At 74.3% G+C, this 14,784-nt stretch carries 11 protein-coding genes; 3 read left to right on the top strand and 8 right to left on the bottom strand.

Annotated features, from left to right (window positions below):
* Positions 1 to 269: 269 nt before the first annotated feature.
* From ACFWUZ_RS19360 to ACFWUZ_RS19390, 7 genes are all read right to left on the bottom strand, one after another.
* Complete coding sequence (locus tag ACFWUZ_RS19360; RefSeq protein ID WP_384373861.1) at positions 270 to 512, bottom strand: hypothetical protein; 243 nt, start codon at positions 510 to 512, stop codon at positions 270 to 272.
* Positions 509 to 2,317, bottom strand: a complete 1,809-nt coding sequence (locus ACFWUZ_RS19365) for a peroxidase family protein (RefSeq protein WP_384373864.1) — start codon at positions 2,315 to 2,317, stop codon at positions 509 to 511. The genes ACFWUZ_RS19360 and ACFWUZ_RS19365 overlap by 4 nt, the downstream gene beginning before the upstream one ends.
* Complete coding sequence (locus ACFWUZ_RS19370; protein ID WP_384373867.1) at positions 2,221 to 3,840, bottom strand: hypothetical protein; 1,620 nt, start codon at positions 3,838 to 3,840, stop codon at positions 2,221 to 2,223. The genes ACFWUZ_RS19365 and ACFWUZ_RS19370 overlap by 97 nt, the downstream gene beginning before the upstream one ends.
* Before the next feature lie 18 nt (positions 3,841 to 3,858).
* Entirely contained in the window at positions 3,859 to 5,271 is a 1,413-nt protein-coding gene (locus ACFWUZ_RS19375) for a cytochrome P450 (protein ID WP_384373869.1), read from the bottom strand.
* Positions 5,268 to 6,686, bottom strand: a complete 1,419-nt coding sequence (locus ACFWUZ_RS19380; protein WP_384373872.1) for an FAD-binding oxidoreductase — start codon at positions 6,684 to 6,686, stop codon at positions 5,268 to 5,270. The genes ACFWUZ_RS19375 and ACFWUZ_RS19380 overlap by 4 nt, the downstream gene beginning before the upstream one ends.
* Positions 6,687 to 6,739: 53 nt before the next feature.
* Positions 6,740 to 8,344, bottom strand: coding sequence for a benzoylformate decarboxylase (gene mdlC, locus ACFWUZ_RS19385; protein ID WP_384373876.1), 1,605 nt, complete (start codon positions 8,342 to 8,344; stop codon positions 6,740 to 6,742).
* 347 nt (positions 8,345 to 8,691) lie between these two features.
* Complete coding sequence (locus ACFWUZ_RS19390) at positions 8,692 to 10,056, bottom strand: NAD(P)/FAD-dependent oxidoreductase (RefSeq protein WP_384373879.1); 1,365 nt, start codon at positions 10,054 to 10,056, stop codon at positions 8,692 to 8,694.
* 195 nt (positions 10,057 to 10,251) lie between these two features.
* Between ACFWUZ_RS19390 and ACFWUZ_RS19395 the strand changes: the two genes are divergently transcribed.
* The 3 genes from ACFWUZ_RS19395 (at position 10,252) to ACFWUZ_RS19405 (ending at position 13,443) form a co-directional block, all read left to right on the top strand.
* Positions 10,252 to 10,764, top strand: a complete 513-nt coding sequence (locus ACFWUZ_RS19395; RefSeq protein ID WP_384373883.1) for a pyridoxamine 5'-phosphate oxidase family protein — start codon at positions 10,252 to 10,254, stop codon at positions 10,762 to 10,764.
* Positions 10,764 to 11,507 carry an SOS response-associated peptidase gene (locus ACFWUZ_RS19400; RefSeq protein WP_384373886.1) on the top strand — a complete coding sequence of 248 codons (744 nt, stop codon included), beginning with the start codon at positions 10,764 to 10,766 and terminating at the stop codon, positions 11,505 to 11,507. Before ACFWUZ_RS19395 ends, ACFWUZ_RS19400 begins: the two co-directional genes overlap by 1 nt.
* Before the next feature lie 97 nt (positions 11,508 to 11,604).
* On the top strand, positions 11,605 to 13,443 hold the full coding sequence (locus ACFWUZ_RS19405; RefSeq protein WP_384373889.1) for a protein kinase: 1,839 nt from the start codon (positions 11,605 to 11,607) through the stop codon (positions 13,441 to 13,443).
* A 57-nt stretch (positions 13,444 to 13,500) separates the two neighbouring features.
* On the opposite strand, the gene ACFWUZ_RS19410 is transcribed toward ACFWUZ_RS19405, so the two are convergent.
* Positions 13,501 to 14,781: a serine/threonine-protein kinase gene (locus ACFWUZ_RS19410; RefSeq protein ID WP_384373892.1), complete on the bottom strand. Its 1,281-nt coding sequence runs from the start codon at positions 14,779 to 14,781 to the stop codon at positions 13,501 to 13,503.
* Between the last annotated feature and the right edge of the window lie 3 nt (positions 14,782 to 14,784).

The raw sequence follows: 14,784 nt of genomic DNA on the forward strand, positions 1-14,784 counted from the left end.
GCCCCGGACGAGACCACCCCGACAGCCCCGGACGAGACCGCCCCGGCCGCCCCGGCCGCCCCGGCCGCCCCGGCCGTCCTGCTTCCCCGTTCCCCGGCATCCCCGCTCCCGTCGGATCCGCGCGGGTCGTGGCCCGGCGTCCGGTCCCGGCCGATCCCGCACGGTACAAGGACGCCCGACGCCCAGCCGCGGTTCCGCTCCCGGTCCCCTGAGCAGGACAGGGAGCGGGGCGGGCACACGCCGGGGTGCGCCCGCCCGCTCTGCGTCGGTCAGCGCCGGTCCAGTTGCGCCGCCGAACGGGCCAGCGCGTCGGCGGCCGTGGCGCACCGCCGGGCCAGGGCCTCCAGACGGGTACGGAAGGCGTCGGCCTGCACACCCTGCCGGTCGAGGGTCGCGGCGTCCGCCCGCAGCCGTTCGGCGTGGTCGCGCAGGGCGGTGGAGTGCGCGTACAGGCCCTCCGCCGCACCGGGCCGGCCGGCTGCCGCCGGACGCGGGGCCGGGATCTCCGTCACGCGCTCCTCCAGGGGGCGAAGGCGTTGGTCACACCGGACAGGGCCGGACCCAGCTCGGGGTGGTGCCGCAGCAGCACGGTGACCATGGTGTTGCGGTCCACCCACTCCAGGCCCTCGGCGGTGTAGACCTCGGGCCGGTAGTCCGTGGTGAAGAAGCGGTCGCTCTTCAGGCGCCGGCTGGCCATCAGGATGAAGATCCGGAAGAGCGAGTCGCTGAAGCCGAACCCGGCCGGCCTCGGCTCCGCCAGGTTCCCGACGAGCGTGTCGACGCGGTCGAGCCTGCCCTCGTACAGGTCCCTGATCAGCGCGGTGTCGCCGGGGTGCCCCCCGGTCAGCTCGTCGAAGGAGGCGACGGGCCGCTTGCGCAGCATCTGCCGGTAGGCGTTGTAGCGCGGGATGCCGCGCTCGCGGTCGCGCAGGACGTCGACGGTCCCGAGGTCGAGGTGCTCACCGGTGAGCCGGGCAAGGTTCCGCAGCCCGTCCGGGTGGTTGTGCAGGACGAGGGCACCCGGATGGGCGGTGCCGAAGGTGTAGAAGAGGTCGCTCATCCCGAACTCGTCGACCGACCTGCGGGTGGTCCGGCCCTGCAGGTCCTCGAAGCCGACGGCTTTGCGCACGGCCCCCGAGCGGTGGTCGCGGACCGTCACCTCGTCCGGGATCAGCGGGTGCAGCCGGTACGCCGAGACGAACTCCTCCGTCATCGAGAAGGGGGCCGCGTGGTGGTCCGTCGGCGAGCCGAGGATGCCGCTGAGCAGTTCGCCCTTGCCGATCCGCCCGTACTTCCGGCTGACCCAGCGGGGCAGCATGCCGTACCAGTTGGCGTCCATACCCCGCTTCAGGACGGGGGTGTCGAGGATGCCGGGGGTCCACTCCACCGTGTGGATCTTCGCCATGAGCGCCGCGTTGACGAGCCGGGCCGTGTGGAAGAGCCGTTCGTCGGCCCAGGTCGGGTGGTGGGAGCGCAGGTGGTCGCAGATCGCGTTGTGCTCCTTGGCGAACAGCGTGTGGAGCAGCGACAGGCCGGTCCAGTAGTCGCTGTTCATGCCGGTCGCGTCCAGGCACTCCATGCCGGGACGGGGATCGGCGGGCAGCCGGCCGTCCTCGACGCGCAGCTTCCCGTACTCGCCGGTCCGCAACGACCTGCACCGGGCCTCGTCGCTGCCGTAGATCTGCGAGCCGTCCCACCAGTGCGTCACGGTGTTCTCGTACGTCGGCGGGGAGTCCGGGCCGGTGTGGGCCACCGGGTCCGGCCGGGTGCGGTTGACCCGCATCGGGCAGCTGCCGCCCGTCCGCTCCCAGTCGTCGTCCGCGGCGAGCGGGACGGTGAACGGCTCGGCCTCCTCGTTGTCGCCGTGGTTGGCCCAGCCGTGGTTCTCGAAGTGGATCCAGGCCGCCGCCAGCAGGTTGAGCGTGGGCGCAGGTACGAAGCCGCGGCGCGCCAGCAGCTGCCGGCTGATCTCCCGGGGGCTCGGCGTCATCAGCTCGGCGTCGGAGTCCGGGAAGACCAGGTGCAGCGGCGCGTTGCGGTCCAGGCGGGTGCCGGCCCTGCCCATGTCCTCGTCGTACGGGTCGTAGCCCGAGCCGTCGTACGAGCGGTAGGGAGCCAGGCCGGCGCTGGGGCGGCGCGGGCGTTCACCGCCGGCGCCGTAGGTGTCGTACAGGTTCCGCCGGCGCAGGTCGTCCCGGAGCACCGAGAGGTTCAGCAGGCTCAGGGGGGTGGGGAGTTCGTGCCATTCCCGGGTTCGGTTGATCCGCTCGAACGCCGCGGAGGCGAGCCGTTCCAGGAGCCCGGGAGGGCCCTGCACGGGCCCCGGAGCCCGCCCCGGGACGGGGGCCGGGCCGGTGCGGGCCGTGGCCTGGGCGGGAACCGCCGCGGAATCCGTCGCGCTCGGCGCGCTCGGCGTCGGCACGCTCGTGCCGGTCGTGTCAGTCGTGTCAGCCATCGTGCTTGGTCGTTCCTCAGCGGTCGTAGAGCTGGAAGAGCCGGGTGGCCATGACCCGGCCGCGGTAGGGCGCGAGTTCCGCGTCGACGTGCGCGCTCGCCTCCGGCACGTCGAACTCGAGGTTGTGTGCGTACCGGTTGGCGGGCATGGCACAGCGGGAAGGCGTGCGTGTCGTCGGTCCAGGTGAACTCGGTGAACTGCGCGGGCAGCGCGTAGGGGGAGACCGCCGAACGCCCCTCCAGGCTGGGCACCACATCGTGTTCGTTGACCAGCGAGCACACCCGGGTCCGGGGGTCCGCGGGACGCTTGCCGTCGATGGGCGAGCCGATCGCCACGACGTGGGTGACCCGGTACACCGCGCAGAAGTCCCGGTCGGCGGCCAGGTTCATCGCGGTGATCCCGCCCAGGCTGTGCCCGACCAGCGCGAGTTCGGTGCCCGAGGGGACGACCGACCGCAGTGCCCTGGTGACGGCCCGGGAGTACGGTGTCGCGGGCCGGGACACCGCGTTCAGCGCGCCCAGCAGGTCCTGCGGGCTCTCGCCCCGCACCCCGGCCATGCCGGCGAGCTGGACGACGTGGCGCGTCACCCCGTCGGGCCCGGCCACCTGCTGGACGAGGAGGGTGCCGCCGGTGCCGAAGGTCCCGATGTTGCGGATGTAGCCGGTGATGGTCCCGGAGCGGTCGAGTCGCTCCAGCAGGGCCCGGTCGGCCCGTTTCCGTTCGGCACGCCCGGGACCGCGGTCCAGGAGGCTCCAGAGCCGGCCGGCGATGCCGAGGAAGGGCTCCGCGGCGGTCAGCGTGCGACCGGTCGCGATCTCCCACCCCGCCTCGTCGTTGAAGGGGTTCTCGTCGGTCAGGGCGTTCCACGCCACGATGTCGGCGAAGGAGGGGGCGAGCAGGGCGAAGGCGCGTTCGGCGCCCTGGTTCCCGATGATCCCCTTGAACACCCGTACGGCCTCGGCCTGCCGGTCCTCCTCGATGGCGCGGATGACCCGGGCGGTGTCGGGGTCCTCGAGCAGTTCGGGGTGTTCCACCGCAGCGGCCCGGACACGGGCCTTGAGGCCGGTGACGGCGAGGGAGACCGCGAGGCTCTCGCGACCGGTGAGGACCCCCGCGAACCAGGCGGCGCGGGCCAGCGGCCCGCGTCCCTGCGGGCCCCAGCCGAATCCGGCGGGGTCGGTGAGGGCGCGCAGCAGGCCACGGCGCGCGGCGGGCGGGACCCCGGCGCCGAAGGCGAGGCCCGTGGCGTGGCGGGCGGCCTCCCGCACGGCGTCGGCGGCCTCGGCCAGGTCGCGGCAGATCTGGTGCAGGCAGGCCACGTCCGGTTCGGTGACGGCCTGGACGGGGCCGCGGGGAGCGGCCGGAGCGGCGGCGGCTTCGGGCACGGATCGTCGTCCCTTCGGTCAGCGTGCGGTGAGGGTGAGGCGGACGGTCGTCGCGTCCAGGGCGCCGGGCAGCGGCCGGTCCGGGTCGAGCACCGGGCGTCCTCCGGTGACCCGGTGGCCTCGCAGCACCTCGGCGCAGACCGCCGCGGTCACGAGCAGACCGAGCCGGTCGCCGGGGCACCGCCCGCCGCCGTGCCCGAAGGGGGCCATGAGGGTGTCCGTGTCGGCACCCGGCGCCAGCCAGCGGCCCGGCACGAAGAGGTGGCCGGCCGGCACCTGTTCGGGGTCGCGCTGGTGGAAGCCCATCGGTGCGAGCACGTGGGTGCCGGCCGGGTAGGTCACCCCGCGCCATACGGTCTCCGCTCGGGTGACCCGTACGAAGTCGGGCACCACCGGGTAGAGCCGCACGGCCTCCTGTACGCACGCCCGCAGCCGGGACGCTTCGGCCGTTCCGGTGTCCCCGGCCACCGCGTCCTGCTCCGCCGGGTGGGCGGAGAGCAGCAGCAGGGTCCGGGCGGCCACGAACGCGGCAACGTCCAGGGCGAGCAGCCAGTGGTGGGCCTGGCCGACCACGTCGACCTCCGCGCCGAAGGCGGTGTCGGGCGCGGCGAGGGCCCGGCCGAGCAGGGTGTGCCCGGGGGTGCGGGCGGCGTACTCCTTCAGACGCGCGTCCGCCCGGGCGTACAGCCGCTCGTTGGCGGGGGTGCGTGCCTTGCGCAGGCCCAGCCAGTTGGCCTCCTCGCGGAGGGTGACCAGCCCGCGGTGCAGCTCCTCGTCGTCGCGGGCCAGGTCACCGAGGACGAGGCGGCGGGAGATCCGCTGGAAGGCGCGCAGCAGCTGCGGGTAGTCCAGTACGGGTCCGCGGGTCAGCGGGGCGCACTCCTCGGCGATCACGGCCAGGTACGGGGTGCAGGACGGGTGGACCGTCCGGTCGGGCGCCAGGGCGTGGTCGTTGACCTCGCGCCGGGCCTTGCGCAGGGCACCGTGGGAGCAGATGACCCCGGTGGGCTCCAGCACGCCGAGCATCTTGACCTTGTCGACGGCGTCCATGGCGAGGCTGTCCACCGGCTCGGCGAAGAACTGCCGCACGTCGGCCGGGTCGAGGAGCACCAGAATCTCGCCGGAGAGCGCGCGGAGCCGGACGGGCGCACCGCCGTGGCGGGCGCGCAGGGCCCGGAACGTGGCGGCCGACCAGCCGTACTGGTTCACCGCGGCCAGCGCGGAGACCAGCGGGGGACGCGGGGCGGAGATGCCCTTGACGAAGGTGGGCAGGGTGTGGGTCAGGACGAACCGCAGGGTCTCGGCGCGGCCCGCGCGGACGGCTTCCGTCCGGCCGTGCGCGGGGGCGCCGGGGCCGGCTCCGCCCGGTTCGGCCGTAGGCCGCGGAAGGGAGACCCGGTCCGGGGTGGAAGCGAGCTCGGACTCGGTCATGCCGCGATCACCTTGCCGGGGTTGAGCAGGTTCTTCGGGTCGAACAATCGCTTGAGCCCGCGGTGCAGTTCCAGGGCGACGGGGTCGAGCTCGCGGGTCAGCCAGTCGCGCTTGAGGATGCCGATGCCGTGTTCGCCGGTGGTGGTGCCGCCGAGGGCGAGACCGGCGGCCATGATGTCGTCGTACGCGGTCTGCGCGCGGCGGAACTCGTCCGGGTCGGACTCGTCGAACACGACGGTCGGGTGCAGGTTGCCGTCCCCGGCGTGGCCGAGGGTGAAGATGCGCAGCCGGTAGCGGGCGGCGATCTCCTCGATCGTCCCGATGAACTTGGCCAGTTCGGAGCGGGGCACCGCCACGTCCTCGATGAAGGCGGTGGGTTTGCCGCCGAGGGTCGCGGCGAACGCCCCGAGGGCGGGGGTGACCAGCCGCCGGGCCTCGATGATCTGCCGGGACTCCTCCGTGGTGGCGGCGGTGACCACGTTCTGCGCCCCGGCTCCCTTGCAGAGCAGGTCCATCGTGTGGAGGTCCCGCAGCGGGTCGCCGGCGTCGCTCTCGACGATGAGGGTGGCGGCGCTGCCGGGCTGCAGCAGCGGGTGCCCGTAGTCGGCGACGGCCTGGGAGGTGGCCCGGTCGAGGAGTTCGAGCGCCGAGGGCACGTGCCCGGCGGCGGTGATCGCGGCGACGGCGTCCCCGGCCGCGGTCAGGCTGGGGAACTGGGCCAGCAGGGAGAGGGCCGGCGGGCGCGCCGGCCGCAGGGCGAGGGTGACGCCGACGACGACGGCGAGCGTGCCCTCCGAGCCGACCAGGAGACGGGTCAGGTCGTAACCCGCGACGCCCTTGGCGGTGTCGCGGCCGGTCCGCATGCGCCGGCCGTCGGGAAGGACGAGGTCCAGCCCGAGGACGTAGTCGGCGGTGACCCCGTACTTGACGCAGCAGATGCCGCCGGCGCCGGTGGCGATGTTCCCGCCGATGGTGCAGCGCTCCCAGGAAGCCGGGTCGGGCGGGTAGGTGAGGCCGTGCTCGGCGACGGCGTCGCCCAGGCGCCTGGTGACGACGCCGGGCTCGCAGCGCACCAGCCGGTTGGCGGGGTCGATCTCCAGGATGCGGTCCATCCGGGTGGTGTTCAGCACGAGGCAGCCGTCGACGGCGTTGGCGGCGCCGGCGAGACCGGTGCGGGCGCCCTGCGGGACGACGGGGACGCCGAGCTCGTACGCCGTGCGCATGATGTGCTCGACCTGCTCGGCGGTGCGGGGCAGGGCGACGACCGCGGGGGTGCCCGGCTCGGAGAAGGGGGCCGAGTCCCTGGAGTGGGTCGCGAGCGTCCCGGGATCGGTGTGGAGGATGCTGTCGGCGCCGCCGTCCGCGTCGGCGAGGAGGGCGCGCAGGCGGGACAGGAGGGGGGTGTCGGAGGACATACCGGCCTTCTGAAGGTCGTACGGGGAGGTACGGGGGGACGTTTGGGCGGGTGCTACAGGGACGGGAGTTCGGTGGTGACCGGTACGTCGATGAGCACGGGCCCGTCCTGCTGGGCGGCGGAGTCCCGGACAAGCTTGGTGAGTTCGCCCGAGCCCTGGACGCGGTGGGTGCGCAGGCCGTAGCCGGCGGCGATCGCGGTGATGTCGAGGCCGGGGATGTCGAGGCCGGGGGCGCCCTCGGCGCGCTCCAGCCGGGCGAACCACTGGAGGATCGCGTACCGGGCGTTGCTGAGCACGACGAAGGTGACCGGGAGCCGGTAGTGGGCGGCGGTCCACAGCGCCTGCACGGCGTAGTGGACGGATCCGTCCCCGATGACCGCGACCACGGGCCGGTCGGGGGCGCCGAGTTGGGCTCCGACCGCGGCCGCCGCGCCGAAGCCGAGACCGCCGCCCGCGGAGAAGAGGTAGGAGCCGGGCCGGCTGATGCGGGCGGCCTCGTGGAACCGGGGGACGTTGGAGGGGGATTCGTTGACCCAGAGGGTGTTCTCGGGGGCGCCCCGCACGATGGCGGACAGGGCGGCGAGCGGGGTCAGCACGCCTTCCGTCTCCTCGGGGAAGCGCACCTGCGCGTGGGGCGGCCGGTTCTGCTCCGCGGCCGGGAAGTGCTCCGCGAGACCCCGCAGGGTCAGGGTGAGGTCGGCCACGACGGCGTCGCCCACGGGAGCCTTGGCGGCCTCCTCGGCGTCCCGGGTGAGCAGGAGGAGCTCGGCGCCCTCGGGCAGGTAGGAGCCGGGGATCCAGGGGTAGTAGCGGAAGACGGGCGCGCCGACGACCACGATCAGGTCGTGGCCGGCGAGCTGCCCGGAGAGCGGCCCGATCGCCGGGACCAGCTCGCCGCGGAACTGCGGATGGTCCTGCGGGAAGGACACCCGGGCCGAGACGGGCGCCGCCCAGACGGGCAGCCCCGTACGGCCGGCGAGGTCCACGACGGCGTCCCAGGCCCCGGAGGCGTCGACGTCGTCGCCGACGACGAGGACGGCGGAGCGGGCCGCGGCGATCCGCCCGGCGAGCCCGGCGAGGACGTCCGGCGCGGGCACGGCCGCGTGCGCGATCCGGCGGGCGGCGGCCACCTGCGCGCCCCGGTCCTCGTCCTCCGTCAGCTCGGCGTCCATGTCGTCCATGGGCAAGGAGACGAAGACGGGCCCGTGCGGCGGGGTTTCGGCGATCTGGGCGGCGCGGGCCAGGGCGGGGGCCACGTCCGCGGGACGCGGCGGCTCGTACGCCCACTTGACGGCGGGCTGCGGCAGGAGCGTGGCCTGCGGGTTGGAGAGCAGGGCTTCCATGGTGAGCATCGCGCGTACCTGCTGTCCGGCGGTGACCACCATCGGGGTGCGGTTCGCGCGGGCGTTGAGGATGGCCCCCATGGCGTTTCCGGTGCCCGGCCCGGTGTGCAGGTTGACGAGCGCGGTGGTGCCGGAGGCGAGCGCGAACCCGTCGGCCATGCCGACGACCACGGCCTCCTGGAGGCCGAGCACGTAGCGGAAGTCCTCGGGGAAGTCCTTGAGCATCGGCAGTTCGGTCGATCCCGGATTGCCGAAGACGGTGGTCATCCCCCGTGCTCGCAGTACGTCCAGGACGGCTTCTCGAACCGTGCGCATGAGGATCCTCCATGCAGTGGGGCAACCGTGGGTGATCAATCCAGCACGCCCTGTGGATCTTGGCAAACCCTACGGAGGCCTGTCCCCGCCTGTCGCGCACACCCCGGAAAATCGTTTCCTCAGCCTCCTGCCACCGGCGTGCGCGGGGCGGTCGGCGTCCGCCCGGCGCCCGGGAAGTCGCCCACACGTGTCGGCTCCCGGCGGGCACCGGCGGGAGCCGGTGCCGGTGCGGGGCGAGGCGGGGGGAGGACGCGCGCCGCCCCGCACCGGAGGAAGGGGGCGGCCGCAATCCGTACCTGCGGTGTCTGCCCGGCCGGGCCCCGAAGGCCGTTTCCCGGCAGCGGGGTTCAGCCGCGGGCGCGCAGGGTCGCGGTACGGGCCCGTACCTCCTCGGGCGTCAGATAGCTGTCGGTGTGCTCGAACTCCCGCAGCGCGGGCGGCTTCGCGGACTGGAATCCGATCCTGACGAAATCGTCCCCGGCCAACGCGTTGAGCAGCCAGTTCGTCATGACCCGGGTCTTGGCCACGTTCGTGCGCAGAGCCGACCAGTGGTAGCCGCGGGCCACCGCCTGGGCCGGCAGGCCGCGCAGCGGGATGCCCAGCGGCTTGGACACGGCATCGGCGCCCCCCAGGTCCACCACCAGGCCCAGGTCCCTGTGCACGTACGGCCGCAGCGGCCGGTGGCGCAGCTCCGCGATCAGGTTGTCGGCGACCGCGCGCCCCTGGCGCTGCGCGTGCTGGGCCGTGGGCGGGCAGATCGCGCCGTCCTGGTCCGCGGCGAGGTCCGGGACGGCCGCGGCGTCCCCCAGGGCGAACACCCCGGGAGCGCCGGGCACCGTCAGCTCCGGGGTGACCACCAGCCTGCCGTGGTCGGTCGCCGTCCCCAGCGTCGCGACCAGCGGGCTCGCCGTGACCCCGGCCGTCCAGATCAGGGTCCGGGTGGGCAGGACCCGCCCGTCGGTGAGCGTCACCTCCTCGGCACCGGCCTTGGCGATGCTCACCCCGAGCGACACCCGGATCCCGCGCCGGCGCAGGACCTCCAGGGCGGTCCGCCCCAGGGACTCGCCCAGCTCGGGCATCAGGGCGGGGGCGAGGTCGAGGAGGTGCCAGGTGATCTGCCGGGGATCCAGCCGCGGGTACCGCTTGACCGCGTGGTGGGTCAGCCGCTGGAGGCACGCGGCGGTCTCGGTGCCCGCGTAGCCTCCGCCGACGACGACGAAGCACAGCCGGGCGGCGCGCTCCGCCTCGTCCTCGCTGGCATCGGCCAGATCGAGCTGTGCGATGACGTGGTCGCGCAGGTGCGCCGCCTCGGCGAGGGTCTTCATGCCGCGGGCGTGCTCCGTGAGCCCGGGGATGTCGAAGGTACGGGTGACGCTGCCGGGGGCCAGTACCAGATGGTCGTAGCCCTGTTCGATGACCTCGCCGGTGATCTTGCGGATCACGCAGAGCTTCGCTTCGGGGTCCACGCCGATGGCCGCGCCCGGCACGATCCGGGTCCGGTGCCGGCGGCTGCGCCGCAGCGAGACGGCGATGGACTGCGGGGTCAGCACCCCGGACGCCACCTGGGGCAGCAGTGGAAGGTACAGCTGGTAGGCGTCCGGCGTGACCAGGGCGATGTCCGCCTCCGCGGGGGCCAGTCCGCGCTCCAGCCGGCGGACGCATCCGACTCCGGCGAAGCCTGCGCCCACCACGAGGATCCTCGGTCGTGTCACGGTGTCCGTCCTCTCTCGGGCCTGCGATGTCCCCGCCGCACCTGCCCCGTCCGGAGCCGCTCAGCAGCCCGGGCGCCGCAGGGCCGGGGATCCGGCCGGATTTCCCCGCTCCCCGACGCGTGCGCGTGGCCCGCGGAGATCGCCCGGGCAAGGATTAGTTTGTCCCGTGTGCCCGACATCCGAGGAGGAGCCGCGATGGCCGACAGGGAACCCCGCGCCGAACTGGACGAGCGCTACAGCGACCCGCAGGCGACGGCCGTGCCGTGGGCGCGGGCCTCCGCCCGGCTCGCGGAGGCGGAGCTGTACTGGCTGACGACCGTACGCCCCGACTCCCGCCCGCACGTCACCCCGCTGATCGGCGTCTGGACGGACGACACCCTCCACTTCTGTACCGGCGCGGACGAGCGCAAGGCCAGGAACCTGGAAAAGAACGCGCACGTCGCCCTCACCACCGGCCGGAACACCCTGCACGAAGGTCTCGACCTGGTCGTCGAGGGACGGGCGGCCCGGGTGACCGACCCGGCCCGGCTGAGCGTGCTCGCCGCGGCGTGGGAGGAGAAGTACGGCTCGGACTGGCACTTCGACGTGGGCGACGGGGTGTTCACGGCCCCCGGCTCGGGGGAGGCCCTGGTCTTCGCCGTGACCCCGGACACGGTGTTCGGTTTCGGTAAGGGCGCCTACAGCCAGACGCGCTGGAGCTTCTCCTGATGTGCGGCCGCTACGTCTCCACCCGCAGCCCCGAGGACCTGACCCGGATCTTCGACGTCACGCGGTGGAACCCGGAGCAACTGGTGGAGCCGAGCTGGAACGTCGCCCCCACGGACGCGGTGTGGGCCGTCCTGGAACGCCCCGACCGTACCTCGGGCGTGCTGGAGCGGCAGTTGCGCGCCCTGCGCTGGGGGCTCGTGCCGTCCTGGTCGAAGGGCCCGGGCGGCGGGGTGAAGATGATCAATGCCCGGATGGAGACCGTGCACGAGAAGCCGGCCTACCGCAAGGCCTTCGCCCAGCGCCGCTGCCTCCTGCCCGCGGACGGTTTCTACGAATGGGAGCCGGTGGCGGCCACCGCCTCCGCGAAGGCTTACAAGCAGCCGTACTTCATCCGGCCCGAGGACGGCTCCGTCATGGCGATGGCGGGCCTGTACGAGTTCTGGCGGGATCCCGCCGTCACCGCCGACGACGATCCGGCGGCCTGGTGGACGACCTGCACGGTCATCACCACCGAGGCCACCGACGCCGCCGGCCGCATCCACCCCCGCATGCCGCTGACCGTCGCCGCGGCCGACTACGCGAACTGGCTCGACCCCACCCACCAGGACCCGGACCCCCTGCGCGCCCTCCTGGCCACCCCCGCCGGAGGCCGCCTGGACGTCCGCGCGGTCTCCACGGCGGTCAACAACGTCCGCAACGACGGCCCGCAGCTCCTCGACGACCCGGCGGGCACCGGCGGTTGACCGCGCCGGGCGGCAGGGGCACTGCGGTGAACGGGCGGCCCGGTCCTTGGGTAGGGTGCCGTTCGATAGTGGCGTACTGCGTGGGAGACGTGAGTTGATGAGTGGTCAGCAGCCGGACCGGGGGCGAGCCTCGCAGATCTTCCAGCCGCTCGCCGGAGACGACCCGACCACCATCGCCGGTTACCGGCTGGCGGCCAAGCTCGGCGCGGGGGGCATGGGCAAGGTGTACCTCTCGTACACGCCCGGCGGGCGGCCCGTGGCCATCAAGGTCATCCGTCCCGAATTCGGCGAGGACGCCGAGTTCCGCCGCCGCTTCGCCCAGGAAGTGCAGTCCGCGCAGCGCGTCCAGGGCCTCTTCACCGCCCCGGTCATCGACGCCGACACCGCCGGCGCCCAGCCCTGGCTGGCCACCGCGTACGTCCCCGGCCCCTCCCTCGCCGACGCCGTCGTCGCGCACGGGGCGCTGCCCGTGGAAGCGGTGCTGCTGCTGATCGCCGGCATGGCCGAGGCCCTGCACGTCATCCACGGCGCGGGCATCGTGCACCGCGACCTCAAACCGTCCAACGTGCTGCTCGCGGCCGACGGACCGCGCGTCATCGACTTCGGCATCGCCTACGCCGCCGACGCGACCTCGCTCACCGGCAGCGGCGTGACCATCGGCACCCCTTCCTTCATGGCCCCCGAGCAGGCGGCGGGCCGCAGGGTGACCCCGGCCACCGACATCTTCGCGCTCGGCCAGGTCGCGGCGTACGCGGCGACGGGAACCCCCGCCTTCGGCGAGGGCACCGGGCACGGGGTGCTCTACCGGATCGTCCACGAGGAGCCCGACCTCACCGCCGTTCCGGAGCGGCTCCGCGAGCTGGTCACCCGCTGCCTGGCCAAGGACCCCGAGGCAAGGCCCTCCATCAGCGAGGTCATCGCGCTCTGCCAGGCGGCGAACGCGGAGACGGTGCTGCGCCGCCCCGAGGACTGGCTGCCGGGGGCCGTCGCCGCCGACATCACCGTGCGCGCCGCGGCCCCCGCCCCGGTACAGACCCCGCCGCCGCCGGCCGGGGCCCCGTCCGTCGCGTACTCGCCCACCACCCCGGCCGCCCCCGCCACCCCGCCCCCGGGGTACGGTCCGGCCCCGGCGCACCAGCCCACCCGGCCCGCACCGCAGCACCCCGCCTCCCCTCCGCAGTACCGCACGCCCGCCCCGGTCCCTCCTCCGCAGGCCCACGCGCACGCCTACGCCCCCACCCAGGGTCCGGGCCCGGCCTACCCGCAGCCGTACCCGCAGGGGCACCAGCCCGGCCGGCCCGTGCCCCCCGCGGCGCAGCCCCCGCGCACCGGAGGCAAGCGGGTCACGGTCCTCGCGCTGGCCGCCGCCGTGATCTTCGCCGTCGCGGGAAGCGGTACGGCGTACCTGCTGCTCAAGGACGAGGGCAAGGACGCCGGCAAGGAGGCGGGAGCACCGTCGCGGAGCGGGAGCCAGGCCCCTGGCCCGGAGAAGAGCAAAAGCGCCGCGGCCGACCCGAAGCAGGGCGGCACGTCCGACCCGAAGCCCGCCGACTACAAGGCCGTCAACCTCACCGCCGGCTACCACCTGACCCTCGGAGACGAGGCCGTGAGGCCCCAGCAGGGCGAGGACGGCGGGTACGAACTCTCCTACGACACCGGCGGATACCTCGACGCGGAGAGCCACGGCGGCAACCTCGTGCTGCTCGACCCGGGACAGGAGGGCTCGCTCGCGACCTGCCGCGCGGAGACCCGGTTCACCCAGAACGTCTACGTGAACAAGCTCTCCAAGGGGCGGCAGGTCTGCGTCACCACGGGATCGGGGCACCTGGGCCTGGTGACGGTCCAGGGCTTCTCGGGCGAGGACTCGCCCAGCACGTACATGACGCTGGACCTGACCGTCTGGCGCAACGCCGTCAACTCCCCGTCCGGCAGCTGACCCCGCCACCGCCTTCCGGCCGTGCGGCAGGCGTCCCCGGGGGCCGGCCGCACGGCTTCAACGGCTCCGGCGGCCGGGCACGGCGCGCCACAGCGCCCAGCAACAGGTGCCCAGCAGGAGCGCGTTGACGGGCAGCGCCATCGGGAACTTCGACCACACCGCCGGCCAGACCAGCTTCACCCCGACCAGCAGGGCGGCGTTCACCACGACGAACAGCAGCCACGCCGCGGCCGCCGGCAGGCGGGGACGGACGGCGGCGTTCACCGCGGCGGCGACCAGCGCGGTGCCGGAGACGAGGAGTTCCCGGGGGTGGACGGCCGAGGGCCGCACCCAGTCGTGCACCTCGTTCCACGGCAGGGCCGTACCCGCCCAGACCAGGCCGAAGACTCCAACGCCGCGCAGCAGCAGCGCCGGGGCCCCCTGCGGGCCGCGACGGACGGCGGGAGCCGACGGCAGGGGTGCCCGCACGGGAGCCGGCGCCCGGGTCCCCCGCTGCGCGGGGACACCGGCCGCCGCCGGGTCACGGACCACGGCCTCCAGCGCGGCCAGGGCCTCCTCGGCGGTGGCCCGCCGGTCCGGATCCTTCGTCAGCAGCGCCGTCAGCACCGGCGCCAGCGGGCCCGCCCGCTCCACCGCCCGCGGTTCCTGCGTGATGACGGCGACGCACAGGGCGGGGAAGGTCTCGGCAGCGAACGGAGGCGTCCCCTCCACGGCCGTGTACAGGGTGGCACCCAGCGACCAGAGGTCGCCCGCCGGCGCGGTGGGGCGGCCCTGCAGCTGTTCGGGCGCCATGTACACCGGCGTGCCCATGACCGCTCCGGTGTGGGTCAGCGTCACCGTGGCGTCGGGGACGTGCGCGATGCCGAAGTCCGTGATGACCACCCGCTCGTCCGCCAGCAGGACGTTGTCGGGCTTGAGGTCGCGGTGGACGATGCCCTGCGCGTGGGCCCGTCCGAGCGCCCTCAGCATCTGCACGCCGATCTCGGCCACCTGACGCACCGGCAGGTGACCCTCGCGCGCCACGGCGCCGGCCAGGGACGTACCCGCCACGTACTCCATGACGATGACGGGCGCGCCATCGTGCTCGACCACGTCGTGCACCGTGATGATCCCCGGGTGGGCCAGCCGCGCCGCGGACCGGGCCTCGCGCAGGACGCGCCGGAGCAGCACCTCCCGCTGCTCCTCGCCCACGTCGTGGGGGAGTGTCACCTCCTTGACGGCGACCTCCCGGCCCAGCGTCTCGTCCCGCCCCCGCCACACGCGGCCCATGCCGCCCTGCCCGATCAGCTCCAGGAGCTGGTACCGGCCGCCGATCAGGGCCCCGCTCACCTCTGCCACGGC

The organism is Streptomyces sp. NPDC058646 (assembly GCF_042716875.1).
Classification (GTDB): domain Bacteria; phylum Actinomycetota; class Actinomycetes; order Streptomycetales; family Streptomycetaceae; genus Streptomyces.

Bases quoted from the DNA above. Each gene is read 5' to 3' on its own strand.
- ACFWUZ_RS19375 (WP_384373869.1), bottom strand. From the start codon at position 5,271: ATGACCGAGTCCGAGCTCGCTTCCACCCCGGACCGGGTCTCCCTTCCG.
- ACFWUZ_RS19400 (WP_384373886.1), top strand. From the start codon at position 10,764: ATGTGCGGCCGCTACGTCTCCACCCGCAGCCCCGAGGACCTGACCCGG.
- ACFWUZ_RS19405 (WP_384373889.1), top strand. From the start codon at position 11,605: ATGAGTGGTCAGCAGCCGGACCGGGGGCGAGCCTCGCAGATCTTCCAG.
- ACFWUZ_RS19380 (WP_384373872.1), bottom strand. From the start codon at position 6,686: ATGTCCTCCGACACCCCCCTCCTGTCCCGCCTGCGCGCCCTCCTCGCC.
- ACFWUZ_RS19395 (WP_384373883.1), top strand. From the start codon at position 10,252: ATGGCCGACAGGGAACCCCGCGCCGAACTGGACGAGCGCTACAGCGAC.
- mdlC (WP_384373876.1), bottom strand. From the start codon at position 8,344: ATGCGCACGGTTCGAGAAGCCGTCCTGGACGTACTGCGAGCACGGGGG.